A 24,882-nucleotide genomic window follows, 5' to 3' on the forward strand; every position below is an offset into this window, starting at 1 on the left:
TTAGAGCGGGTTGCCGTCGTCGAGCAGGCGCATCAGCGCGGCCTTGCTCTGCTCGACGTCGCTGGCTTCGCGGACGTCCTGTCCGAGGAATTCCTGGATCGCCGGCCAGCGCGCGAGTGCTTCGTCGACCAGCGGATCGCTGCCGCGCTGGTAGGCGCCGATCGCGATCAGGTCGCGCTGCGTCGAATATGCCGACATCAGGCGCTTGAGCTTGCGGATGCGCTCGCGCCACGGCGCGTCGGTGATGTCCTGCATGACGCGGGACACCGACACCTCGACGTCGATCGCCGGGTACTGGCCCGAATCGGCGATGCGGCGGCTGAGCACGATGTGGCCGTCGAGGATCGCGCGCGCGGCGTCGGCGATCGGCTCCTGCTGGTCGTCGCCCTCGGTAAGGACCGTGTAGAACGCGGTGATCGAGCCGCGCCCATCGGCGCCGTTGCCCGCGCGCTCGACGAGTGCGGGCAGCTTGGCGAACACGCTCGGCGGATAGCCGCGCGTGGTCGGCGGCTCGCCGACCGACAGGCCGATCTCGCGCTGCGCCTGCGCATAGCGCGTCAGCGAATCCATCAGCAGTAGGACGTGCAGGCCCTGGTCGCGGTAGTACTCGGCGATCGCGGTGGCGCGCAGCGCGCCGTGCAGGCGGGCAAGCGGGGGGCGGTCGGCCGGCGCCGCAACGACCACGGAGCGGCGCAGGCCTTCCTCGCCCAGCGTCGCCTCGACGAAGTCGCGCACTTCGCGGCCTCGCTCGCCGATCAGGCCGACGACGATGACGTCGGCCGCGGTGAACTTGGTCATCATGCCGAGCAGCGTCGATTTACCGACACCGGAACCGGCGAACAGGCCGACGCGCTGCCCGCGGCCGATCGGCAGCAGTGCATTGATCGCACGCACGCCGACGTCGAGCGAGCGGGTGATCGGCTCGCGCATCAGCGGATTGATCGACGTGCCGGCAAGGCCCATGTGGCTCTCGGCGCGGATCGGGCCGCGGCCGTCGAGTGGCACGCCGTCGGAATCGATGACGCGGCCGAGCAGGCCTTCGCCCACGGCGACTTCGCCCTGCATGGGGTTGGGCACCACGCGCGCATTCGGCAGTAGGCCTTCGAGGTGCGCGGTCGGCATGAGGAAGGTGCGGTCGCCGGCGAAGCCGACCACTTCGGCATCGACCCAGCGCCCACCGGCGACTTCCACGCGGCAGCGCGAACCCATGGGCGCCGAGCAGCCGCTGGCTTCGAGCGTCAGGCCGACCGCGCGGCGCAGCACGCCTTCGCGTGCGAGGCCGCTGCCGGCGGCGGTCGGGTCGACCTGCGACAGGCGCGCGGCCAGACGCAGGTTGCGCGCTTCTTCCCACTGCGCGGCGGCGATGCTGGTCATGCGGCGCTCTTGGACCCGTCGAGGATGGCGTTGAGGCAGGCCTTCAACCGTGCATCGAGCGTGCCATCGATGCGCATGCCCTCGCTGTGCAGGCGCAGCTCGCCGCGGGCGAGGGTGGTGTCGCCGGTCAGGCGCACGCCGTCGAGCGTCATCAGGTGCGGCATCAGCAGGCCGAGGTCGTCGGGATGCAGCCTCAGCTCGACGTCGCGCGTGCTGGTGCCGACGGCGTCGAGCGCATCGCGCACGAGGTCCGCCAGCAACGTGGGATCGGCGCGATAGGCCTGGCCGACCAGCGTGCCGGCGATGCGGGTGGCGAGGTCGGCCAGCGCATCGGCGACTTCGCCGTCGAGGCGTGCGAGCGGACGCGTGAAGCTGTCGAGGATGCCCTCGATCTGCGCGGCCATGCGGCGCACTTCGGCCTGGCCGGATGCGAAACCGTCAGCGTGGCCGCGCTGGAAGCCGTCCTGGTAGGCGGCATCGGTGATCGCCTGCAGCTCCTCCACACTCGGCGGCTGCGGCATGGGCTCGGCGGGCGGCAGCGGCTCGAAGCCCGGCGCGATCCAGCGCAGCACGGCGGCCTCGCTCATACGAACGTCTCCGCCTTGGCGGTGAGGGTGATCGTGCCGTCATCGGCCATCTTGCGCACGATGCCGAGGATCTCCTTCTGCGCGGCCTCGACGTCCGCCAGGCGCACGGGGCCGCGGGCCTCCATGTCGTCCTTGAGGATCTCCGCGGCGCGCTGCGACATGTTGCCGATGATCTTGTCCTTGACCTTGGTGTCGGCGCCACGCAGGGCGACGGCGAGCTTCTCGTTCGGCACCTCGCGCAGCACCGCCTGCATCGCGCGGTCGTCGATCTCGGCGAGGTTGTCGAAGACGAACATCAGGTCGCGGATCTGGCCCGACAGGTTCTCGTCGATGCCGTTGATCGAGCCGAGGATCGCCTCGTCCTGGCCGCCGTCCATGAAGTTGAGGATGTTCGCGGCCACCTTCACGCCGCCGAGCGTCGACGACTTGATGTTCTGGCTGCCGGCGAACTGGCGCGCCATCACGTCGTTGAGTTCGTTGAGCGCATGCGGCGGCACGCCGTCGAGCGTGGCCACGCGCACCAGCACGTCGCTCTTGACGCGGTCGGGGAAGCACTTGAGCACCTCGGCGCCCTGGTCGGGGTCGAGGTGCGCCATCACGATGGCGATGATCTGCGGATGCTCGTTGCGCACCAGTTCGGCGATCGCGCGCGGCTCCATCCACTTGAGCGTGTCCAGGCCCGACGTGTTGCGGCCGAGCAGGATGCGGTCGATGAGGCTCGACGCGCGATCTTCGCCGAGCGCCTGCACCAGCACGGCGCGCACGTATTCGTCGGCGCCGGCGCCGAGGCCGGACGGCTGCTGCAGCGTCTCGACGAAATCGTCGACGACGTCCACCACCTGGTTGCGCGTCACACCGCTCACCGAGGTCATGGCCACGCCGAGCTTCTGCACTTCCTTGGCGCTCATGTGCTTGAGCACCTCGGCGGCCTGCTGCTCGCCGAGCGAGAGCAGGACGATCGCGGCCTTCTGCGTGCCGGTCAGTTGCGGGTTATCAGCCATCCTGCGCCACCATGTCGCGGACCACCTGCGCCACGCGCTTGGGGTCGTTGGTCACCGCGCTGCGCGCGACTTCGAGTTTCTGGTCGAACTGCATCGCCGCCGTCGGCAGGGCCGGGTCGCCGCCGTTGGGGATGCGATCGCGCGGCGCGGCGGCCTCCTGCTCCAGCTCCTCGGCGATGATCGTCGCCACCGTCGACTGCGCCGGCACCACCGGCTTGGGCTGCAGCATCTGGCGGAACGCGGGGCGCAGCACGGTGAAGATCAGCACGATCACTGCGACGCCGCCGAGGATGGTGCGCAGCAGGTCGCGCGCCTGCGGGTCCTGCCAGATCGGAGGCGAGTTGTCGTCGCCGGCGGCGAGGTCGCGGGCGAACGGCGCGTTCACCACCGACACCGCGTCGCCGCGCTCGGCGTTGAAGCCGATGGCCTGCTGCACCAGCGTCTGGATGCGCTGCTGCTCGGCCGGGGTGAGCGCGCGCAGGTTGACCTTGCCGTCCTTGCCCGGCGCGCTGGCCGGCACGTTGTCGACCAGCACCGCGGCGGTGACGCGGCGGATCTTGCCCGGCGCCTGGCGCTTGTGGGTCAGCGTGCGGTCGACCTCGTAGTTGCGCACCGCGTTGCGGGTGCCTTGCGCCGGCTGCGCGGGGGCGTTCGACGCCACGGGCGCGGTGCCCGGCGGCACCGGCGTATTGCTCACGCTGCCCGGCACGCCACGCTGCGGCGGCGCGGCCGCGCCCGTGGCGGACAGGTCGCCGCTCTCGGAGGTCTGTTCGCTGCGCACGATCTGGTCGGGGCCGTAGGTCTCGCGCGCTTCCTCGGTCTGGTCGAAGTCCATGTCCACGCTGACCTGTGCGCTGATGCGGCCCGGGCCGGTCATCGGCTCGAGCAACTGCTCGATGCGCTGCACGTAGACGGCTTCCTGGCGGTGCTGCTGGTCGAGCTGCTGCTGGCCGACGGCTTCCGCCGAGGTCGGGTCGCGCTGCGAGAGCATGCGGCCGAACTGGTCGACCACGGTCACGCGGTTGGTCGGCAGGTTCGGCACGCTGGTGGCGACGAGGTTGACGATGGCGTCGACCTGGTTCTGCTCCAGCGTGCTGCCGGTGCGCAGTTGCAGCACCACGGAGGCGCTGGCGTCCTGCTTGTCGCGGGTGAACGCGCTCGGCTTGGGCAGCGCGAGATGCACGCGCGCCTCGCGGACCGGGCGCAGGTTGGCGATGGTGCGGGCCAGCTCGACTTCCATCGCGTGCTGGTAACGCGCGTTCTCGACGAACTGGCTGGTACCGAAGCCCTGGTCGCCCTGCATCGATTCGAAACCCTTCTCGCCGCCCGCAGGCAGGCCGGCGGAAGCCAGCGCCATCTTGGCGGCGCCGAGCTGGTCGGCGGGCACGGCGAGCGCGCCGGTGCCGGTGTCGATGCGATACGGAATCTGCGACGTGCCCAGCAGCTGCGCGGCTTCCTCGGTCGCCTTGGCGTCCAGCCCCGCGTACACCGGCACGTAGTTCGGCTTCTGCGTCCAGAAGAACAGCCACAGGCCGGCGGCGATGGCGGCGGCGACCAGCGCGATCATGCCGACCTGCCGGATCGCCGGGATGTCCTGCAGGCGTCCCAGCTTCTCGAGCTTGTCGGTGGTTTTGGGGAGCGCGATCACGGCCATGGAGCGGGTCTCGATTCGATTCGTTCGTCAGGTCGGAGGCGGCGTCAGACCGGCATGTTCATGACGTCCTGGTACGCCTGTACCAGTCGGTTGCGAACTTCCACGGTGGCGCGGAACGCCACCTGCGACTGCTGCATGGCCACCATCACGCGGGCGAGGTCGGCGCGCGGGTCGCCCATTTCGAAGGCCTTCTGCAGCTCGCCGGCCTCGTTCTGCACCTTGCTGACGTTGTCGATGGCATTCGACATCGCCGAGCGGAAGCCGCCGCCCTCGGTCGCCTGCGTACCGCCGATGCCAGCGGCGGTGGGCGCGATGGCACTGCCGGCGGCCGTGTCGCCCACGCCCTTCATGCGCATCTCGTGCGCGCGGATCTGGGAGAGAACGGAAGAAATCGCGTCGGTCATGGCCTGGCGGGTCGCGTCACGGGGACTCGACCCACTCAGGCAAGGCGCGTGCCACGCGGGTGCCGGGAAACCGGCGGTGGGCGGTCACGGGGCGCCGGCGCGCTTCAAGGCGGGGACAGCGGCCTGCGCGGAGCCGTCCGTAGCGGCGGAGTCAGGCGGATGGGAACGGGCATGGCCGGCCGGCCGTCGCCGCGGCCGACACGGCCGTCAGGGCGGGGCGATGACGAACGAAATCAGCGTGTCGGAGGTCCGCACCGGCTGCGCGCCCATCGACTCGTAGAGCCGGATCGCGCGCGTGTTGGCGGCGCGCACGCCCTTGATCACGAACTCCCGGCAGCCCTTCTCGCGCGCCTTGGCGCGAAGCTGCTCGATCACCGCCGTGCCGTAGCCACGCGAGCGCTGGGCGCGGTCGACCTCGATCTTCTCCAGCACGAACTCGGCGCCCGGCTGGAACCAGCCGTAGGCCCGGCCGGCGAGTTCGCCGTCGAGCCAGGCCTCGATCACGTAGTGCTGCCGGTGCTCGCTCTCCTCGTACTGCCAGTCGGCTTTCAGCTGGAGGACGTTCGCTTTCAAGGGATGCACCGAGCCGCGGGGCGCGCAAGCCTAGCACCCGCGGTCGGTGCGGCCTGTCGTGCCGGAGTGCCGAACAACCGCTTTCCGACGCCGCGGGCCGGCGTTGTCCGACCCGTGTGTCCGACATTGCCGACACCGCCGGGCGGCCAGGCCTACGACACTGCCGCCTGGCAAGGGACGGAGGCGGGCATGGACGCGCTGGCGGGGCTGTATCGGCGGATCGGGCGCAGGCTCGGCCTGCGGCTGCGCGAGGACCGGCGGCCGGGCTACGCCGGGCGCGATGCGCGTCGGCATCCACCCTTCGACGACGTCGGCGTTTCGCAAAGGCGGAGGCCGACAGGAGGGCACGCCCGTCGCGACGAGCCATCACTGCCCGCTGATCCGACCACCCCGGCGTCCGCGATGGGCCCACGCCTGCTCGACCAGGTCCGCGAGCGTGTCCGCCTGCGGCATTACAGCGTGCGCACCGAGCGCGCCTACGTCGGCTGGGTACGGCGCTTCGTCATCGCCAACGGCCGGCGCCATCCGCGCGAACTCGGCGGCGCGGAAGTGGAGCGGTTCCTCACCGACCTCGCCGCCCGCGACGACGTGGCAGCCGGCACGCAGAACCAGGCCCTTGCGGCACTGCTGTTCCTGTATCGCGACGTGCTCGGCCTGAAGCTGCCGTGGATGCAGGACGTGGTGCGCGCCAAGCGCCCACGCCGGCTGCCCGTCGTGCTCTCGCGTGGCGAGGTCGAGCGTCTGCTCGGCGCGATGGAAGGCCCCTCGCGGCTGATGGCCGCGCTGCTCTACGGCACCGGCATGCGCCTGATGGAATGCGTGCGCCTGCGCATCAAGGACGTCGACTTCGAGCGCGGCGAGATCCTCGTGCGCGAGGGAAAGGGCGACAAGGACCGCCGTGTTCCCCTGCCGCAGGCGCTGCGCGAGGAACTGCGGCGAGCGATCGAGCGCGCGTCGATGCTGCACCGCCATGATCTCGCCGACGGCTTCGGCGAAGCCCGCCTGCCGCATGCGCTGGCGAAGAAATACCCGAACGCCGCGCGCGAAGCCGGCTGGCAGTTCGTATTCCCGTCGGCGCAGCGCTCCGTTGATCCGCGCACCGGCAGGACACACCGCCACCATGTCGACGACAGTTCGCTGCAGCGCGCGGTGAAGCGGGCGCGCGGCGTCGCGGGCATCGCCAAGCCGGCGACCTGCCACACCCTGCGGCATTCGTTCGCGACGCACCTGCTCGAAGCGGGGCAGGACATCCGCACGGTGCAGGAGCTGCTGGGCCACAAGGACCTCGGCACCACGCAGATCTACACGCACGTGCTCGGCCGCGGCGCGGGCGCCGTGCTCAGCCCGCTCGATCGCCCGTACTAGGCCCGGGGCTCAGTCGGAATCGCGGTCGATGCCGTACTTGCGCAGCTTCTCGACCAGCGTGGTGCGGCGCAGGCCCAACAGCGGGGCGGCATGCGCGACCACGCCATTGGCCTGCTGCAGCGCGGCCTGGATCAGCTCCAGTTCCAGCTCGGCCATGTGGCCCTTGAGATCGATGCCCTCGGGCGGCAGCGTGGCGCGCGCCGACAACGTGGACGGATCGGGTGCCGCAGGCGGCGGTACGACCGCGCGCGCGGCCTGCACCGCCGTCTGCACCGGCGCGGGCGCCGGCTCGACCGGAAGATCGGCCACGCCGGCGCGATAGCGCGCAGGCAGGTCCGCCGCGCGCACCTGGCCGTTGGGATGCAGCACGGCGAGGCGCTCGAGCAGGTTGTGGAGCTCGCGTACGTTGCCGGGCCAGTGGTAGTGCTTGAGCACGTTGACCGCCTCGCCGGTGAGCGACACGCGGCCGCGGCCGCTGTCGGCCAGCTGGCGGGTGATCGCGGCGATCAGGTCCGGCAGGTCCTCGGTGCGCTCGCGCAGCGCGGGCATCTCGATCGGGAACACGTTGAGGCGGTAGAACAGGTCCTCGCGGAAGCCGCCCTTGGCGATCTGGTCCTCGAGGTTGCGGTGCGTCGCCGCCACCACGCGCACGTTGCAGTGGTACAGCTGCGTGCCGCCGACGCGCTCGAACGTGCGTTCCTGCAGCACGCGCAGCAGCTTCACCTGCATGGCCATCGGCATGTCGCCGATCTCGTCCAGCAGCAGCGTCCCGCCCTCGGCCATCTCGAAACGGCCCTTGCGCTGGGTGAGCGCACCGGTGAACGCGCCCTTCTCGTGGCCGAACAGTTCGCTTTCGAGAAGGTCCGGCGGGATCGCGCCGCAGTTGATCGCGACGAAGGGCTTGCCCGCGCGCTTGCTGCGGTCGTGGATGGTGCGCGCGACGACTTCCTTGCCGGTGCCGGACTCGCCAAGGATGAGCACCGTAGTGTCGAAGCCGGCGACCTGGTCGATCATGCGGTTGAGCCGCACGACCGCCTCGGAGGTGCCGGTCGGGCCCGAGCCCTGCGACGCCTCGGCGCGCTCCTCGTCGTCGATGCGCTTGAGGCTTGCGCGACGCAACGCTTCCTGCAGTTGCGGGCGACGGATCGGGTAGTCGAGCGGCCAGACCGAATCGGGGTGCACGAGCGCACGCCAGGCGGCGCGCTCGTCGTGGCCGGGCAGCGCCATCAGCGGCGGATGCAGTGGCTGGCGCGACAGCCAGTCGCAGAACTTCAGCCAGGCATCGGCATCGCCCACATCGCCCGCGACGATCGCGACCCAGTCGGTCGGCTTCGCGCGCGACAGGTCGATGTCGGCGGCGTCCGCGACCAGCCGGGGCGTGAAGTCCATGAATTCCAGAAGCGTGGCGACGCGCTCGGCCCGCGCCATGTCGCCGTCGACGACCAGAATGCGCGACTCGCTCATTCGGCGGCCCCGGCCTCCGCGCCCGCGCGGCCGGCCAGTTTCTCCAGCAACGGCATGACGTCGTGGATGTAGGACAACTTGCTCACGAACGCGTCGGCGCCGGCGCGCAGCGCGTGCTCGCGGTGCTCCGCGTCGTCGAAGTGGCTGGCGATGACGACGTAGGGCGGAGCGTCCTGCGCCTTGATCAGGCGCGTGGCCTGCAGCCCGCCCATCTCGGGCATGGCGAGATCCATCAGCACCACGTCCGGCCGCAGCGCCTCGCACTGCGCGATCGCTTCGATGCCGTTGCCGGCGGAACCCACGATGTTCACCCAGTCGAGCCGGCGCAGGTGGCGCACGGCCGCGTTGATGAAGCCTTCGTGGTCGTCGACGAGCAGGACGCTCAGCATTGCGATCTCCTGACCCTGCGGGTCACCGGGCCTGGGCCCGGATTGACGGACGCTGGCGCGCCCGCGCGGGGGCGATGTCCAGCTGGTCCCGGTACTTTGCCACCGTACGGCGCGCGATGCGTACGCCCTGTCGCGCGAGCAGGCCGGCGATGGTCTCGTCGGCGAGCGGCGCGTGCGGCGGCTCGGCGTCGATGAGGCGCTTGACCATCGCCTTCACCGCCGCGCCCGAGACCTCCGCGCCTTCCAGTCGCACCGCGAAGAGGCGCTTGAGCTCGAGGGTGCCGCGCGGCGTCTGGATGTACTTGCCGGTGGTGATGCGCGAGACGGTGGACTCGTGCATGCCGATGGCGTCGGCGACCTCGCGCAGGGTGAGCGGTGCGATGGCTTCCTCGCCCTGGTCGAGGAAGGCCTGCTGGCGCTCGACCAGCACCTGCGTGGTGCGCAGCAGCGTGTCGTTGCGCATGGCGATGCCGCGCACCAGCCAGCGCGCCTCGTCGAGCAGCCCGCGCAGCGCGGACACGTCCCCCGACGCGCCCGACAGCCCGGATTCGCAATGCGCCGAGATCCGCACCTTCGGCAGCGTGCGGCCGTTGAGGTTCACCCGCCAGACGCCGCCAAGCTTGCGCACGACGACGTCGGGAATGACGTGGTCGTCGTCCTGCATCACCGGCATCGGCACGGGGCAGGCGTCCAGCGAGAGGATCAGCGCGACGGCGCGGTCGCAGGCGTCGACGTCGCAGCCCAGGGCCAACGCGAGCGCGCGGGCGTCGTGGCGGGCGAGGGTGGCGAGGTGCTCGCGCACGATGCGGTGCGCGAGCGCACGCACCTCGTCGGCGGGCAGGCGGTCGAGCTGCGCGGCCAGGCATTCGCCCGCGTCCGCCGCGCACAGCCCCGGCCAGTCGCCGTGCAGCAGGCGCTGGCGGACGATCTCCAGCGCCGAGGCCGGCACGCGCAGCTCGGCCACGCCTTCCGCGACGAGCCCGGCCGGCTCCCCCTCGAGCAGGCCGGTGTCGGCGGTGCGGTCGAGCCACCACGCGGCCAGCGCGAGGTCGGCGGCGCGCCAGTCCAGGCGCAGCTCGTCGAGCAGGCGCACGCGCCAATCGCTGGACACCCCGTCCGCGATCCGCGCGGTGGCGTCGTCATCCCCCACGGTGACGCCGCCACTCACGCCCGACAGGAACTGCGGCTCGGGAAGCTCGTCCCAAGCCGCCGCCTCGTACGACGCCTCGTCGGCCGCCGCCTCGTGCCCGTCCGCGTCCGTCTCGCCGGCCTCGTCCCCCTCGTCGAGCTCCAGCATCGGGTTGCGGTCCAGCGCCTGGCGCAGCTCCATCTCGAGCTGCGGCGCGGTCAGCTGGAGAAGACGGATCGACTGCAGCAACTGCGGCGTCAGATTGAGCGACTGCGACATCTGCGCGCGAACCGACGCCTTCATGCGAGCCTCCCCCTCCGAACGTTCGTTAGTACGGCATGAATCCTGCACAGCATCGTGCAGGAGCCGTGCCAACCTCAGGATAGGGGCGTTCCCCACAAGTTGGCGCCTGCAGAACTGCGACGTGTAGGGGGATTTCCGACGACCGCGTCGACATTCCGGCGCGTTCTGTGGACTGGTCCGAAAAACCGCCCGCCGGCCGCTCGGCTAGATGAACGACAGCGGACCGAACCCGGCCGCGCTCAGATGCGCGGCACGCGGTCGTGCCATTGCACCGCCGCACGCACCAGCTCGACCGCGTTGCGGCAACCGAGCGCCTCCATCAGCCGCGCGCGATGGGTCTCGACCGTCTTGACCGAAAGGCCGAGGTCGGCGGCGATCTGCTTGGTGGTGCGGCCGGCGCCGAGCGCGGCGAGGATCTCGCGCTGGCGCGGCGGCAGGTCGGCCGGCTCGCCGCGTCGCGGGCGCGCGGCGACGTCGGCCAGCGTGGCCGCCGACACCTGCGGGCTCAGGAACACGCGGCCGGCGAATGCGGCGCGCAGCGCGATCTCCAGCTCGGCCGGCGCGGCTTCCTTGACCACGAAGCCACGGGCGCCGCGAGCGAGGGCTTCGCGCACATGGGCCGTGTCGTCATGCATCGACATGATCACGACGGCGGTGTCGGGGGCGACGCGGCGCAGTTCGTCCAGCGCCTCGAAACCGTTGCGGCCGGGCATGGAGAGGTCGAGCAGCACGACGTCGGGCATGACGTCGCGGGTGCGGATCACCACTTCGTCGGCGTTCGCGGCCTCGCCGACCACTTCGACCCCGTCGAAGGCTTCGACCAGCCGGCGCAGGCCGGCACGGATCAGGGTGTGGTCGTCGCAGATCAGGACGCGCAAGCGGCGGCGATTCCGTTCGAGGGCCCGGGCACCTTAACCAGCGATGCGGGCCGCGGCAACGAATCAGCGCTGCCGGCGGCGCTCGGCCACGGCGCGGCGATGCAGCCGGAACAGGTGACGCTCGAGCAGGGCTTCGAGGTTCGGCGGCAGCGGATCGAAGCGCAGCCAGGCGCGCGGGGCGCCCTCGATCGTCTCGATCGCGAGCACGTGCGCGGGCAACTGCAGCGCCTCGGGCAGCGTGTCGGAGGGTTGCAGGCGCAGCACCACGGCATCGCCGACGATGGGTGCGTCGTCGTCGGCGTCCAGCACGACGGAAGCGCCGCGCGACGACCAGTGCAGCCTGCGCACCGGATCGGCCGGCTGGTCGCGCTGGATCAGCGCGCCGACCAGGCCGACCAGCAGGTCGACCTTGGCTTCCAGACGCCGCAGGGCCGGGTCGGCACCCGAGTCCTCGGGTTCGTCGGCGCGCGCCTCGTCGACTAATGCGAGTGCGCGCATCAGTGCTTCGCCACGCGCGAGCGCGGCGCGCTGACGGCCTTCCGGCAGGGCGGGCAGGAGGGAGAGCGGCCGCGCGTCCTCGCTGGCGATCGCATCGCCGAACAGGGCTTCGCGCGCGGCCTCGATGTTCACCCGCCGCTCCGCAGGTAGGCGTTCACGGCGCGGCGATCCTGGCCGGCGCGGTCGAGCGCACGCGCGGCCTCGTCGCGCGCGCTGCGCAGCTCGTCGATCAGCGAACGCTGCGCTGCAAGCAATTCGAGCCAGGCTTCGCGGCAGCCCTTCTCGGCGGCCGTGCCGTCCTCGAACACGGCGCGCAACGCGTTCTCGTGCTCGACCAGCAGCGCATGCGCGCCGTCGAAATCGCTGGCGGCGATGCAGGCGCGGATCGCGTCGGTAGGCAGGCGCACCGCGCTCACGCGCCGGCCGCCATGCGAGCGGGCGCGGCGCCCGGTGCGATCGCGTTCCAGGCCGATTCGATGTCCGCGATCAGGCCGTCGCACTCGAGCAGCGCGCTGGTGTCGTTGCGCACGTTGGCATCGAGCATCCGACGCTGCACGTAGTCGTAGAGCGCGAGCAGGTTCTGCGCGATCTCGCCGCCAGCATCCATGTTCAAGCTGCCGGCGAGGTGGCCGACGATGGTCGAGGCCTCGGTGATCGCCTGGCCCTTGCGCGGGACATTGCCGGCTTCGACGCAGGCGGCGGCGAGCTGCAGGCGTTCGCGCACGCCGTTGAACATCAGCGCGACGAGGCGATGCGGGTCCGCGTCCAGCACTGCGCTGCTGACCGCGGTCTGTCGATACTGGCTGGCGTAGGCGTGGTGGCTCATGGCGGGGCTCTGGAATGCAATCAGGACGACGACGAAGACAGCGCGGACAGCTGCTGCGACAGATACGAGCTGGTCGAGGACAGCTTGCTCAGCAGCGAGTCGAGCGCGGTGAACTGCGTGCGGTACTGCGCGGTAAGCTTCTCGATCCTTACCTCGTAGTTATCGCGCTGTCGGGTCAGATCCTTGAGCTTTTTATTGAGACTTTCGGTGCGCGAGCCGATCGCGTTGTCGGTGCCGACGTAATTCGCCGTCAGCGAGCGCATCTGCTTGCCCAGCGGCGCTTCGTTGCCGAACAGCTTGCTGATCGCGTTCGGATCCGCTGCGATCGCGGCGTCGAACTTCGCGCCGTCCAGCGACAGCGAGCCGTCCACTGCGGTCTTGAAGCCGAGCTTGGAGAGGTCGCCATACGAGGCCGACACCATCGAGCGCAAGCTCTGCATGATGTTGCGCGGCATCGCGTCGCCGACCAACGTGCCCGCGGTCTTGCCGTCGGTGCCGGCCTGGCCCAGCGAGCGCATCTGCGTCATGGCGGTGTTGTAGGTGCTCACCAGCGTGAGCAGCGACGCCTTGAGCGTGCTCGCATCGCTGGCGACGTCGAGCGCGAACGTGGTGCCCGGGTTGGCCTTGGTCAGCGTGAGGCTCACGCCGTCCAGCCCGTCGGTGATCGTGTTGCTGCTGGACGTGCGCACGACACCGTCGACGATCACCTTCGCGTCGTTGGCCGCGACGACCTCGGTCATCGTGCCGCCGCTGCTGGCGAGCTTGCCGAGGCCGCCGTCGCCGCCGCTGGTGGTCACGGTGAGCTTGCCGGCGGTACCGGTCTTGGTCGCCGACAGCATCAGCACGTCGCCGGCGTCGCCGTGCACGATGGTCGCGGTGAAACCGTTGTCGGCGGACTTGGCGTTGATCGCGTCGCGGATCTGCGCCAGCGTGCCCTTGCCTTCGGCGATGTCGATATCGATCGCGTCGCCATCGGCGACTTGGATGCTGATGCGGCCGTGGCCGAGCTGCGTGTCCTTCGCGAGTGGGGCGGACTGCAGCTTCTGCGCGGTGGCGAGGCGTTCGACGCTGATCGAGTAGCTGCCCAGGCGCGCGGTGGCGCCGGCGCTGGCCGTGTAACCGGCGTCGGCGGCCACGGTCGCCTTTCGGCCGGGCAGGGCACCGTCGCCGTCGAAGCGCTTGATGGTGCTGTCAAGGCTGGAAAGCGCGCTGGTCAGCTGGCCGAAGGCCGAGATCTGCGCCTTGGTCGTGGTTTCGATCGCGCTGAAGCGCTTGTCGGTCGGCGCGCGCTCGGCGGCGACGAGCTGGCTCACCAGCGTGTTGACGTCGATCGACGAGCCTGTGGAGATGCTGGCCATGAAGCCTCCGGTTCGCCGCGACGCGGCGCTTTCCCGGGGACGTTATCGGCGGATCGGCGCGTCGCTTTAGCAGGCGGCCGTAATCGCGTCAGGCGCGGCCGTCGAGGAGCGATCCGGTGAGCGCGAGGCGGCGCGCGATAGCCAGCGAGGCTTCGCCGGGGATCTGCATGATGACTTCGCCCGCGCCGTCGACCACGGTCACGACGATGCGTCGGCTGGTGTCGTCGACGCGGAAGCGCAGCGAGGTATCGGCATCGGCGAGCATCGCATCGAGCTGCTCCTGCAGCGCATGCGGCGTGCGCGGCACTTCGACGTGGGGTTTGACGGGTAGGGCGGGCTGCAACGACGAAACCCCGGTCGAGGCCGGGGAGACGGGTGCTGCGGGTTTGACGGACGCGATGTCGGACATGGCGGGTCAACCACGGAAAACCCGGGACGCGGAGGTCCGCGTCCCGGGCGGTCTTTCCTACGGCGTGTCGATCAGCGCAGGAGGCTGAGGACGCCCTGCGTCGCCTGGTTGGCCTGGGCGAGCATCGCCGTGCCGGCCTGCTGCAGGATCTGCGTGCGCGACAGCTCGGCGGTCTCCTTGGCGTAGTCGGCATCGCGGATGCGGCTGCGCGAGGCGGTCAGGTTCTCGGACGTCGTGTTGAGGTTCGAGACGACCGAGCTGAAGCGGTTCTGGATTGCACCAAGGTCAGCGCGCGCGCCATTTACCGACTTGAGCGCCGCGTCCATTGCCAAAATCGCGTTGTCAGCGCCGCGGACCGTGGAGATATCGAGGTCCTCGAAGCCGGTCTGAGGCGAGCCGGCCACAGTGGCAAGCGCTGCCGTGGCAAGTCCAGTGGTCGCGACGTTCGTCCCGTTTGTGATGGTGATTGCAGCGGAAGACGTCAGCTCGAGGTCGCCGGTGGTCGCGTTGAGACCGGCCGATACTCCAGCGATGCTGGCGTTGTTCACTGCGTCGCGAACCTGGGCGAGGCGCGCGGTGCGCGCATCGGCTGCCGTGCCACCGGCTGCGCCGCTGTAGGCAGCCACGTTGACCGTGGTGCCGTTGATCGTGAAGCTCGTCGCGGCGAACTCCTGGGTATCGTCGCCACCGCCGGCCGCGGCGTCTGCGCCATTGCCCACGGTCGGGGCGACTAGATTGGCGGCCGTAACCGTAACCTTAGCCTCCTGATAGGAGACCGAAGTCCAGCTGCCCAGAGCGTCCATCTGAGCATTGGCGATGGCATCGACGTCAATCGTTTCGCCCTGGTTTGCGCCGACCTGGAACGACTTTGCGGTAAAGCTGCCGTCGAGCAACTTGGTTCCATTGAAAGACGTGGTCTTAGCCACGCGATCAATTTCGGACGTCAGCTGCGAAACTTCCTTCTGCAGCGCTTCACGGTCTTCAGCCGAGTTCGTGGCATTGCGCGACTGCACGGCCAGCTCGCGGATGCGCTGCAGGTTGTTGCCGATCTCGCCGAGGGCGCCTTCGGCGGTCTGCGCGAGCGAGATGCCGTCGTTCGCGTTGCGGGCGGCCTGGTCCATGCCGCGGATCTGCGAGGTCATGCGCTCGGAGATGGCGAGGCCGGCGGCGTCGTCCTTCGCGCTGTTGATGCGCAGGCCCGAGGACAGGCGCTGGATGCTGGTGGCCAGGCTCGAGCCGCTCGTCGTCAGGTTGCGCTGCGCGTTGAGCGACATCACGTTGGTGTTGATGACGGACATTGTCTTGTCTCCTAGAGAGGGTCCGGCGGGGCGGCGAAAGCCTTCGTGGCCGGTTTCCGCAGGGTTCGGCGGGATTGCCTTCGCCGCTGCTGTGAGGAGTAACGGCACTCCGTCGCGGGCCTTTAGGCCGCTTGCGCCCGTCAAGCGGAAATTTCACGGATCGTGATGGACGTCCCGCCGGATGCGCATGCGCGTACGACAGCACGCGGAAAAACTTGAGGGACATCGCAGCCACGAAGTGCGCACGGAAGCGGCCGTAGGGCGATAGCGTCCCGTGTCGTTATCGGCGAGCGCAAACGAAAGTTTCGTCGGATAGCCCGGCCAATGTGCGGATGAAGCGGAAAGGCAGGTATGTAGACCGCGCACTACGGCCGCGCGTTTCAAGCCGGGCTGCGGGAGGCCGCACATGACCACCTGCTGCGCGACGCGTCGCGGCACGCGAACGCGTTCATTCGCATGCAGGGCATTGCATCGAGGTGGGCGGCGAGCGCCGCGTTCGATCTGCGAGCGCGGCCTGTCGGATCGCTCGATTGATGCGGGCGTCCTCGCTCACCGCCTTTCGTGGATCGGTGATGAAGGCGGAGAAGTTCATTCCGACGGTGAAGCTGCGCGAAAAACCGGTGCTTCGCGCCGCAGTTCACGCTTGGGAAGCAGCGCGTTGCGGCGCCGCCGGGCGACGAGAATGGGCGCGGCGGCAAGGCGGATGCGCACGGGTACTACAGCGCGCGCATCGGATCAGTCGTGGCTGTCGGCGGGCGGACACAAGCTGCGGTCTGCACGACCGGCGACGTATCGCGTCGCAAGCCGCGCTCAGAACTCCCGCAGCTTCGCCGCATGCAGCCGATCGAGCTGCATGACGTAACGCAGCAAACGCGCTTGTTCCTGCACGTTGAGGTCGACGAAGCTGCAGCCGGCGCGCCATGCGCGGCGGCCGTTCTGGTCGACGCGTTGCGCGTGCTGCACGCGCAGGGTGACGTTCATGGGCTCCTGCTCGGGAAGCTCGAGCAACACATCGGGCAGGATGTCGCCGGCGCGCAGCTCGAGCGAGCTGTCGTCGCTGGTCAGCACCGCCAGGCCGCCGCCACCGATGTCGGCGATGGCCGCACGCACGCTGCGGCGCGCGCCGCCCTGCACATGAACCGGCAGCAGGCAGGAGACGGCGCCGTGAGGCTCGCGGCGCACGTACTCACGGCGCTGCAGGTGCATCAGCTTGACCGGCATCGGTACTTCGAGCGCGGGCAGGTCTTCGTGCAGCACCTGGCGTGCGGCGCCGGTGGCGAAACGCACGGTGATGCGGTCCACCGAGCTTTCGAAGCGCAGGCGATCGGCGGCGAGCAGCTGCGCGGTCAGCGCCTCTTCGCGCGGCACGTCGATCACCAACGAGGTCGGCCCCGCCGCCAGCGCGACGCTGACGGCGTTGTCGGTGCCGGCCGCGTGGACCAGCAGCACGCAGCGCTTGTCCACGAGCTGCTTGAGGCAGCCGCGGATGTCGGCCGGATGGTGGAGCATGTACTTCTCGTACAGGCTCTCGCCTTCGGTGGTGACCGGCTGGGGGTCGCTCATGCGTGCGCGTTCCGGAAGGCGGTGGTCGGGCGCCGCGTCGGAGGAGGCATGCGGCGCCTTACAGCTTGTCGAAGAGGGACAGCGACTGTACCCGGAGCATGGTCTTCTGCGCAGCCTCGATCGCCGTCAGCTGCAGGGAGAAGCGGGCGCTGGCCTCGGCATAGTCCACGTCGCGCAGGCCCGACAGGGTGGCCTTGAGCGAGAGCTGCGTCTCGGCGCGGTCGTCGGAGGACTGGTCGATCGAGGCCAGGCGGGAGCCGGTGGTCGCGCGGATCGCGGTGAAATGCTCCTGCGCGCTGGCGACGTCGGCGAGCGCATTGCCGAGCGAGTTCGACAGCACCGCCTTCTGCTGCGGCGTGATCGTAGGCGCGTCGAGCGCGTCGGCCAAGCCCTCGAGCGTGGCGAAGATGTCCTGCCGCGGCGCGCTCTGCAGTGTGAAGCTGTCGCCTGCGGCGGGCGTGCCGGTGATGCGCACCTGCACCCCGGCCGCCTTGAGCGTGTCGCCTGGGGTGTAAGTGCCGGTAGCGACTTCGCCGTTCGCATCAAGCGCGCGCCATTCGGTCGGCGAGGTGAATTCGAGCGTGAGCGTGCGGCCGCCCCAGGCCGACGGATCGGTGACGCTCGCGCCCTGCAGCACGCCGGTGCCGGCGTTGGCCGCAGCCGCGCTGCCGCGGATCGTGCCGTCGCCGCTGCGGATGCGCATGAACACGGCGCTGCCGGCGTCGGCATCGGCGACGGTCATGCCGGGCGCGACGTCGAGCAGGTTCTGGCCGTCGTCGCCGTTGTAGGTCACCACGCCCGCGCTGTCGGCGAACGGCACCACGCCGTCGCGCTGGCCGGCGAACAGCGCGCGGCCGTTGCCGTCGCTGCGATTGGCGACATCGAGCAGGCTCGCGCGCAGATGGCGGATCTCACTCGCGATGACCTTGCGGTCATCGGCGCTCAACGTCGCGGTGTTCGCCTGCACCGTGAGCTCGCGCACTCGGTTGAGGTAGTCGTTGGCGTCGCTGAGCGCGCCTTCCTGCGCCTGGAGGCGGTTCTGCAGCAGGCCCGCGGTCTTCGCGTACTGGTCGAGCTGGCCGAGCGCATGGTCGAGCGTCTGCGCCTGCGCGGCGGCCGCGGGATCGTCGGCCGCGCGCGTGAGCTTGTTGCCGGTCGCCATTTCCTGCTGCGTCTTCGCCAGCTGCGTCTGGCGCGCCATGAGCGCGGCGAGTCCCTGCTGGTAGAGGCCATTCGTCGAGATGCGCATGCGGGTCTCCCGGATCAGCGACGCACGGCGCCGAGCAGCGTCTGGAACATGGTGTCGGCGGTCGAGATGATCTGCGCCGCAGCCTGGTAGGCCTGCTGGTAGCGCAGCATGTCGGCCGCTTCCTCGTCGAGGTTCACGCCGGATACCGAATCGCGCTCGGCGACGACCTGGTCGTGCAGCGCCTGCTGCGCGGCGAGGTTCATCTGCGCGTGCTGCGACTCGGTGCCCACGCGCGAAGTGATGCGGCTCAGGCCGGAGGTGAGGTTCACCGTGCCGCCGTCGAGGATGCTCTTGCCGTCGAGCCCTGCCAGCAGGCGCGCATTGGAGTTGTCGGTCGAGCGTGCGGGCGTGCGCGAGAGGTTGAACGTGTCGCCTGCTTCGGGTGCGCCGTCGAGCGTCATCGACCAGCCGTTGCCGGTGATTGCCGCGCCGGGCGTGTAGGCGAACGGCCCGGCGCCATCGACGGTGTAGCTGGTCGCATCGATGAACTCGACCTGCGCACCCGCGAACGAAGCGAACGCGCCGGCGTCGGTGACGCTCATCGTGCCCGGCTTGGCGCTGCCGAGGTTGGACGCATCGACCTGCGCGCGCAGCGGCGAGGCGGCGGCGATGGCGTCGGGATCCTTGAGCACCACCTGCAGGCCGGCGGCGGCCTCGGAGGTGGGGCGCAGCATGAAGCGGTCGCCGTTGGCAGGCGCACCGCTCATCACCAGCGATACGCCCTCGATCACGAACGGGCTGGCCGCGGTGCCGGTGCCCGACATCGGAAGCGGCTCGCCGGTGCCGGCGCGCACGGCGCTCCAGCTGCCCGAGGCGAAGCGCAGTTCGATGTCGCTGCCCTTGAGCGCGCCGACGTCGGAAATGCTCGCGCTGAACGACGCGGTGCCGGTGTTGCCCGCACTGGCATCGACCGGCGGCGACGGAATCGCAAACAGGTCCTGGCCCGCATTCCCCTTGTAGTCGACGCCCGCGCGCTGCTGCTGATTGAAGGCGACGGCGAACGCGGTGGCCATGCGGCCGAGGTCGGCGCGCGCCGGGTCCAGCACGCGCTCGCGGAACTCGAGCAGGCCGCCGATCTCGCCCGACAGCGTGCCGGACGGCAGCTTCACCGCGCCGGAGGGCGTCGACAGCGCCAGCACCTGGCGCTCGGGGTTGTACGGGTCGGCCGACAGCGCCAGTTTTCCGGCGCGCGTGCCGAGCACCAGCGCCTGTCCGCCGCTGAAGACGTTCAGCGAACCATCGTCCTGCGGCACGATCTCGGCGCCCGTGAGGCCCGCGAGCTTCTGCACGCGTACGTCGCGCTGGTCGATGAGGTCGGGGCTGGCGTTCGTGCCGGACGCGGAGATCTGCTGGTTCAGCGCCGCGATCTCGGTCGCGAGCTGGTTGGCGACGTCCACCTGCGCGGCGAGGCGCAGGTCCGCTTCCTTGCCCATCGATGTGAGCTGCGAATCGACGGCGCGGAAGCGCGAGGCGAGCTGGTTGGCCGAGTCGAGCATGGCCTGCCGCGCGACGCTGGAGCCGGGCTCGGACACCACGCCCTTCGCCGCGCCGTAGAAGTTCGCCCACGGCGTCGCCAGGCCCGTCGCGCTGTTGTTGAACAGGCTGTCGATGCGATCGGCGAACGTGCTGAGCTGGGTCAGGCGGCCGAGTTCGCCGCTGCTGTCGACCTGGCGCGCGAAGGTCAGGCCGTCGGCCAGGCGCTGCAGCTTCTGGATCGACACGCCCGCGCCGACGTAGCCCGCGCCGCTGGTCTGCCCGGGGCGGGCTTCGAGGTCGACGCGCTGGCGCGAGTAGCCCTCGGTGTTGACGTTCGCCACGTTGTGGCTGACGGTGCCGAGCGCGCGCTGGAACGCGAGCAGGGCGGACGTGCCGGTCGACAGGACGCTCATCGCTTACGCATCTCCCAGCGCGGCGAGCGCACGGCGCATGGTGCTGCCGTTGGCGATCGCGGTGATCTTGTTGGCGTACGACGGATCGGTCGCGTAGCCGGCATGCTGAAGCGCGCTGGCGAAGCGGTGGGTGTCGTCGCCGGTGCCGCGCGCGGCGGCGTAGCGGTCGCGGCCGAGCAGGCGCGCGTAGTCGGCGAAGCTTTCGGCAGGCGAGGTGTAGGCGCGGAAGTTCGCGCGCTGGCTCTGTCGCACGCCGTTGACGTATTCGTGCGTGCCCGACGCGACCTTCGGCCCGTTCCAGCTGCCGCCGGCCTTGATGCCGAACAGGTTGTGCGAGACGTTGCCATTACCGCCGACGAGGCGCCGGCCCCAGCCGGTCTCCAGCGCGGCCTGCGCGATCAGTCCCTTGGCCGACACGCCCAGTTCGGTCGCCACCTTCTTGGCATGCGGCCAGAGCGACTTCACGAAGGCCTCGGGGCTCGAGCAGTCCAGCGGCGTCAGCGGTCCGCAGGCGACGTCGCCCGCGGGCGCGGCCGGTGCGGGCGTCGGCATCGGCATCGGCGCGGCGGCGGCCATCGATACGCCGCTGCTGGTCGGCGCCAGCTGCAGCGTCGAATCCAGGCCGATCGGCGACAGCCCCATCGGCTGCACGATCGGCATCATCGGCGCCGCGGGCTTCGTAAGGGGCAGGGCGCCGCCGGGCGCGGCAGGCACGGGCGACTGCCCGCTGCTGCGCTCGAGCTGGCGCATGATCATCGGCGCGAGGCCCAGCCCGCGGCCCTTGGTCAGCTCCTTGGCGAGCTGGCTGTCGTACATCTCGCGATACGTCGTATTGCCGCCGGACAGCGGATCGCCGCCGGTGGTCGAGCGCATCGTCTTGATCAGCATGTTCGCGAACTGGGTTTCCAAGTCGCGCGCGGCCTTCTCCATGGCAGGACGCGACCTCGACTGGGTCGCGGCGTGGTCCAGGGCGATGGCGGTCTGCAGGCGCATGACGGGACCGATGCAAAGGCTGTGCCCGAGGGCACGACGGAATTCGTGCGGAGCGTGGGACTCGCGAGGGACGAGGCAGGGATGCCCGAGGCCGGTAACGGCCGCGGGCGGGCGGGACTTAAATCACCTGCAGCTCGGCGCGCAGCGCGCCAGCGCGCTTGAGCGCCTCGAGGATGGCGACGATGTCGCCCGGCGCGGCGCCCACGGCATTGACCGCGCGCACGATCGCGTCGAGCGAGGTGCCGCCTTCGAACTTGAACATGCGGCCGCCGGTCTGGCTGGCCTGGATGGTCGACTGCGCGACCACCGCGGTCTGCCCGTCGCCGAAGGCCATCGGCTGGCTGACCTGCGTGTTCTCGGTGATCGACACGGTGAGCGAGCCGTGCGACACCGCCGCCGGCATCACGCTGACGTTGCCGCCCATCACCACGGTGCCGGTGCGCGCGTTGACGATCACCTTGGCCGCCGATTCGCCCGGCGAGACGTCCAGCGACTCGAGCTGGGCGAGGAAGGCCACGCGGTCCATCGCCGGCGGCGAGATCTCGATGGTCACGCCATCGACCGCGCGCGCATGGCCCGGGCCGAAGGTGCGGTCGATCGCCGAGACGATGCGCGAGGCGGTGGTGAAGTCGAATTCGTTGAGGTTGAGCGTGACCGCGCCGCCCTGCGGATTGCCGGGCACCGCGCGCTCGACGATCGCGCCGTTGGGAATCGTGCCAGCGTTGGTCGCGTTGACCTGGATGCGCGAGCCGTCCTTGCCGTTGGCGCCGAAGCCGCTGACCACCAGCGAGCCCTGCGCGATCGCGTAGACCTGTCCGTCGGCGCCCTTGAGCGGCGCCATCAGCAGCGTGCCGCCGCGCAGCGAGCCCGCGTTGCCGATCGACGACACGGTGACGTCGATGTTCTGGCCGGGTTTCGCGTAAGGCGGAAGCTCCGCGCTGATCGCGACGGCCGCGACGTTCTTGAGCTGCGGGTTCACGCCCGGCGGAATGGTGACGCCGAGCTGGTCGAGCATCGACTTGAGCGACTGCACGGTGAACTGCGTCTGCGAGGTGCGGTCGCCCGAGCCGTCGAGGCCGACGACTAGGCCGTAGCCCACCAGCGGATTGCCCCGCACGCCGGCGACCTGCGCGAGGTCCTTGATGCGTTCGGCATGCGAGGGCGTGGCGACCATCAGCATCGCGACCACGGCGAACAGCGCCTGCGCGACGGAGAGGCGCGCGGTCGCGGTGCGGTTGAAGAAGGGAGTCATCGGCGCGTCCTCAGTACGGCATCAGCGCGGAGTTGAAGAAGCGGCCCAGCCAGCCCATCGCATTGCTGCGCGCGATCGTGCCGCGGCCGCCGTAGACGATCTTGGCGTCGGCCACGCGCTCGGAGCTGATGGTGTTGTCGGCGGCGATGTCGGAGGTGCGCACGATGCCCTGCAGTTGCACGACCTCGTCGCCCTGGTTCAGGCGCAGCTTCTTCTCGCCGGAGACGAGCAGGTTGCCGTTGCCCAGGTCCTGCACGACGGTGACGGACACGGTGCCGTCCAGCGAATTGCTCTGCTTTGTATCGCCGTTGCCGGTGAAGCCGCGCGAGCCGTCGACGCCGACCTGCAGGATGTTCTTGCCCTTGTAGGTGACCGACTGGCCGGCGATCGTCGGTGCGGCGAGGTCGATCGAGGTCTGCTTGTTGACCGCGGTGGTGGCCTTGGTCGACGCGCTCGTCGTCTCGACGAGGATGATCGTCAGGATGTCGCCGACCTCGCGCGCCTTGTTGTCCTGGAACAGGCGCATGGGCTTGGTGCCCGTGGCGGTGGCGCCGCCGTAGATCGAACCGCCGCCGTCGTTGTAGGCCACGTTCATCGCGACGGGCTGCGCCATCGGCTGCGAGGCCTGCGCGCGCAGCGCGGCCTGTGCGGCCATCTGCGCATGCACCTGCTGCGGCGTCGGCACGGTCGGGTCCTGCTTGAAGGTGCGCACGTCGCCCATGGCGGTGGCGCAGCCGGCGATCGGCAGCAGGGCGAGCGCGAGGGCGAGCGTCTTCATCGCGATGCCTTACAGGTTCTGGTTGAGGAAGCCGAGCATGTTGTCGACGGTCGAGATCGCCTTGGCGTTGGTCTCGTACGCGCGCTGCGTCTCGATCATCGACACGAGCTCCTCGACCACGTTGACGTTCGAGCTTTCGACCGAGCCCTGCACCAGCATGCCCAGGCCCGTGGTGCCCGGCGTGCCCTGCTGCGCGGGGCCGCTGGCGCCGGTCTCGGCGTAGAGGTTCTCGCCCTTCGCCTGCAGGCCGGCGGGATTGACGAAGTCGACCAGCGTGAGCGAACCCACCTGCACCGGCTCGGCCTGGCCCGCGACCTGCGCGGTCACCGTGCCGTCGGCGCCGATGGTCACACTCTGCGTGCCCTGCGGCAGCTGCAGGCCGGGCTGCACCGGATAACCGGAATTGGTGACCATCTCGCCCTGCGAGTTGATCTGGAACGAGCCGTCGCGCGTGTAGGCCGACGTGCCGTCGGGCATCAGCACCTCGAAGAAACCGCGGCCGTTCACCGCGACGTCGAGCGCGTTGCCGGTATTGGAAAGATTGCCCTGCGAGAAGTTCTTCGCGGTGGCCACCACGCGCACGCCGGTACCGACCTGCAGGCCAGAGGGCAGCTGCGTCTGCTCGGACGTGGAGCCGCCGGGCTGGCGCACGGTCTGGTACAGCAGGTCCTCGAAGCTGGCGCGATCGCGCTTGAAGCCCGCCGTGTTGACGTTCGCGAGGTTGTTGGAGATGACCGACATGCGCGTCTGCTGCGCGTCGAGGCCGGTCTTGGCGATCCACAGTGCCTGGGTCATTGCGGCGGTTCCTGTTCGGTGCCGGAAGTGCTTCGGGAATTACTTCGAGGACAGCAGCGAATTGCCGCTGCGCGCGTTCTCGTCACCGCTCTGCAAGACGCGTACCTGCATCTCGAACTGGCGGGCGTACTGGATCATCGACACCAGCATCGAGGTGGCCTCGACGTTGCTGCCTTCCACCGCGCCGGGCGTGAGCGCGGGGCCCGCGGCCTGCGGTGGTGCCTCGGCACCGGGCTTGGCGCGCATCAGGCCGTCGTCGCCGCGCACGAGGTCCGCCGTCCGTGCGGCGACGACCTGGAGGCGGCCGGATTCGGTGATCGTCGAAGCGGGCTGACCCTGCGGCACGATCGAGATCGTGCCGTCGCTGGCGATCGACATCGTCTGGTAGGGCGGGATCGACAGCGGCGCGCCGCCGGCATCGAGTACCGGCAGACCACCGGCGGTGGTCAGCAGGCCGTTCGCGGTGAGCTTGAGATCGCCCGCGCGGGTATAGGCGGTGGAGCCGTCGGGGGCCTGCACCGCGAGCCAACGGTCCTGGTGCAGCGCGACGTCGAGATCGTTGCCGGTATTGATCAGCTGCCCGGGCGCGGCGCTGACGCCGGCCATCACCGGCGCGGTGTTGACGCGCGAGGCGAGGCCTTCGCCGGTGATCGGCATCGCCTTCGTCGCCACCAGCTGCTGCTGGAAGCCGACGGTGTCGGCATTGGCGAGGTTCTGCGCGACGCTGGCCTGCGCGCGCAGCGAGGCGCTGGCGCCGGTCATCGCGACGTAGAGGGACTTGTCGATCATCGGTTGCCACGCTAGGACGGCCGTTGGGCCGGTAACGACACTCAGGCAAGCGCCGTGCCAGCGG

At 70.2% G+C, this 24,882-nt stretch carries 25 protein-coding genes; 1 reads left to right on the top strand and 24 read right to left on the bottom strand.

The features are described 5' to 3' along the window. The 6 genes from fliI to IE066_RS01215 all read right to left on the bottom strand — a co-directional run bounded on the left by fliI (window position 1) and on the right by IE066_RS01215 (window position 5,593). On the bottom strand, window positions 1-1,374 hold the full coding sequence (gene fliI / locus IE066_RS01190; protein ID WP_189446506.1) for a flagellar protein export ATPase FliI: 1,374 nt from the start codon (window positions 1,372-1,374) through the stop codon (window positions 1-3). After that, window positions 1,371-1,961, bottom strand: coding sequence for a FliH/SctL family protein (locus IE066_RS01195; protein ID WP_189446507.1), 591 nt, complete (start codon window positions 1,959-1,961; stop codon window positions 1,371-1,373). Before IE066_RS01195 ends, fliI begins: the two co-directional genes overlap by 4 nt. Next, window positions 1,958-2,944, bottom strand: a complete 987-nt coding sequence (gene fliG / locus IE066_RS01200) for a flagellar motor switch protein FliG (protein WP_189448705.1) — start codon at window positions 2,942-2,944, stop codon at window positions 1,958-1,960. Before fliG ends, IE066_RS01195 begins: the two co-directional genes overlap by 4 nt. Before the next feature lie 10 nt (window positions 2,945-2,954). Next, entirely contained in the window at window positions 2,955-4,616 is a 1,662-nt protein-coding gene (fliF, locus tag IE066_RS01205; RefSeq protein ID WP_189446508.1) for a flagellar basal-body MS-ring/collar protein FliF, read from the bottom strand. Between the two features lie 44 nt (window positions 4,617-4,660). Further along, on the bottom strand, window positions 4,661-5,020 hold the full coding sequence (fliE, locus tag IE066_RS01210) for a flagellar hook-basal body complex protein FliE (protein ID WP_189446509.1): 360 nt from the start codon (window positions 5,018-5,020) through the stop codon (window positions 4,661-4,663). Between the two features lie 207 nt (window positions 5,021-5,227). Next, window positions 5,228-5,593, bottom strand: a complete 366-nt coding sequence (locus IE066_RS01215) for a GNAT family N-acetyltransferase (protein WP_189446510.1) — start codon at window positions 5,591-5,593, stop codon at window positions 5,228-5,230. Window positions 5,594-5,995: 402 nt separating this feature from the next. On the opposite strand from IE066_RS01215, the gene IE066_RS01220 reads away from it, so the two are divergent. After that, a complete protein-coding gene (locus tag IE066_RS01220; protein ID WP_189446511.1) occupies window positions 5,996-6,958 on the top strand; it encodes an integron integrase in 963 nt (320 codons plus the stop codon). A gap of 9 nt (window positions 6,959-6,967) precedes the next feature. On the opposite strand, the gene IE066_RS01225 is transcribed toward IE066_RS01220, so the two are convergent. The 18 genes from IE066_RS01225 to IE066_RS01310 form a co-directional block, all read right to left on the bottom strand. Continuing rightward, a complete protein-coding gene (locus tag IE066_RS01225) occupies window positions 6,968-8,422 on the bottom strand; it encodes a sigma-54 dependent transcriptional regulator (protein ID WP_189446512.1) in 1,455 nt (484 codons plus the stop codon). Then, window positions 8,419-8,817, bottom strand: coding sequence for a response regulator (locus IE066_RS01230; RefSeq protein ID WP_189448707.1), 399 nt, complete (start codon window positions 8,815-8,817; stop codon window positions 8,419-8,421). Before IE066_RS01230 ends, IE066_RS01225 begins: the two co-directional genes overlap by 4 nt. 16 nt (window positions 8,818-8,833) lie before the next feature. Then, the gene (rpoN, locus tag IE066_RS01235; protein WP_189446513.1) at window positions 8,834-10,243 is read right to left on the bottom strand and encodes an RNA polymerase factor sigma-54; all 1,410 of its coding nucleotides are present in this window, start codon (window positions 10,241-10,243) and stop codon (window positions 8,834-8,836) included. A 239-nt stretch (window positions 10,244-10,482) separates the two neighbouring features. Beyond that, the gene (locus IE066_RS01240; RefSeq protein ID WP_189446514.1) at window positions 10,483-11,121 is read right to left on the bottom strand and encodes a response regulator; all 639 of its coding nucleotides are present in this window, start codon (window positions 11,119-11,121) and stop codon (window positions 10,483-10,485) included. A 63-nt stretch (window positions 11,122-11,184) separates the two neighbouring features. Next, complete coding sequence (locus IE066_RS01245; RefSeq protein ID WP_189446515.1) at window positions 11,185-11,751, bottom strand: PilZ domain-containing protein; 567 nt, start codon at window positions 11,749-11,751, stop codon at window positions 11,185-11,187. After that, window positions 11,748-12,035, bottom strand: coding sequence for a hypothetical protein (locus tag IE066_RS01250; protein ID WP_189446516.1), 288 nt, complete (start codon window positions 12,033-12,035; stop codon window positions 11,748-11,750). The genes IE066_RS01245 and IE066_RS01250 overlap by 4 nt, the downstream gene beginning before the upstream one ends. Then, window positions 12,032-12,445, bottom strand: coding sequence for a flagellar export chaperone FliS (gene fliS, locus IE066_RS01255; RefSeq protein WP_189446517.1), 414 nt, complete (start codon window positions 12,443-12,445; stop codon window positions 12,032-12,034). Before fliS ends, IE066_RS01250 begins: the two co-directional genes overlap by 4 nt. A gap of 20 nt (window positions 12,446-12,465) precedes the next feature. After that, window positions 12,466-13,803, bottom strand: a complete 1,338-nt coding sequence (fliD, locus tag IE066_RS01260) for a flagellar filament capping protein FliD (RefSeq protein WP_189446518.1) — start codon at window positions 13,801-13,803, stop codon at window positions 12,466-12,468. Window positions 13,804-13,891: 88 nt separating this feature from the next. After that, the gene (locus IE066_RS01265) at window positions 13,892-14,212 is read right to left on the bottom strand and encodes a flagellar protein FlaG (protein ID WP_189446519.1); all 321 of its coding nucleotides are present in this window, start codon (window positions 14,210-14,212) and stop codon (window positions 13,892-13,894) included. 71 nt (window positions 14,213-14,283) lie between these two features. Then, the gene (locus IE066_RS01270) at window positions 14,284-15,510 is read right to left on the bottom strand and encodes a flagellin (RefSeq protein WP_189446520.1); all 1,227 of its coding nucleotides are present in this window, start codon (window positions 15,508-15,510) and stop codon (window positions 14,284-14,286) included. Window positions 15,511-16,320: 810 nt separating this feature from the next. Then, on the bottom strand, window positions 16,321-17,073 hold the full coding sequence (locus IE066_RS01275; RefSeq protein WP_189446521.1) for a flagellar brake protein: 753 nt from the start codon (window positions 17,071-17,073) through the stop codon (window positions 16,321-16,323). A gap of 58 nt (window positions 17,074-17,131) precedes the next feature. Further along, entirely contained in the window at window positions 17,132-18,322 is a 1,191-nt protein-coding gene (gene flgL / locus IE066_RS01280) for a flagellar hook-associated protein FlgL (protein WP_189446522.1), read from the bottom strand. A gap of 14 nt (window positions 18,323-18,336) precedes the next feature. After that, a complete protein-coding gene (flgK, locus tag IE066_RS01285; protein WP_189446523.1) occupies window positions 18,337-20,211 on the bottom strand; it encodes a flagellar hook-associated protein FlgK in 1,875 nt (624 codons plus the stop codon). Between the two features lie 3 nt (window positions 20,212-20,214). After that, on the bottom strand, window positions 20,215-21,204 hold the full coding sequence (flgJ, locus tag IE066_RS01290) for a flagellar assembly peptidoglycan hydrolase FlgJ (RefSeq protein ID WP_189446524.1): 990 nt from the start codon (window positions 21,202-21,204) through the stop codon (window positions 20,215-20,217). Between the two features lie 118 nt (window positions 21,205-21,322). After that, window positions 21,323-22,456, bottom strand: a complete 1,134-nt coding sequence (locus tag IE066_RS01295) for a flagellar basal body P-ring protein FlgI (RefSeq protein WP_189446525.1) — start codon at window positions 22,454-22,456, stop codon at window positions 21,323-21,325. 10 nt (window positions 22,457-22,466) lie between these two features. After that, window positions 22,467-23,234, bottom strand: a complete 768-nt coding sequence (locus IE066_RS01300; protein ID WP_189446526.1) for a flagellar basal body L-ring protein FlgH — start codon at window positions 23,232-23,234, stop codon at window positions 22,467-22,469. A gap of 9 nt (window positions 23,235-23,243) precedes the next feature. Continuing rightward, the gene (gene flgG / locus IE066_RS01305) at window positions 23,244-24,029 is read right to left on the bottom strand and encodes a flagellar basal-body rod protein FlgG (protein ID WP_189446527.1); all 786 of its coding nucleotides are present in this window, start codon (window positions 24,027-24,029) and stop codon (window positions 23,244-23,246) included. 39 nt (window positions 24,030-24,068) lie between these two features. Then, on the bottom strand, window positions 24,069-24,815 hold the full coding sequence (locus tag IE066_RS01310) for a flagellar basal body rod protein FlgF (RefSeq protein WP_189448710.1): 747 nt from the start codon (window positions 24,813-24,815) through the stop codon (window positions 24,069-24,071). Window positions 24,816-24,882: the final 67 nt, after the last annotated feature.

The organism is Cognatilysobacter xinjiangensis (genome assembly GCF_014651995.1).
GTDB lineage: Bacteria > Pseudomonadota > Gammaproteobacteria > Xanthomonadales > Xanthomonadaceae > Cognatilysobacter > Cognatilysobacter xinjiangensis.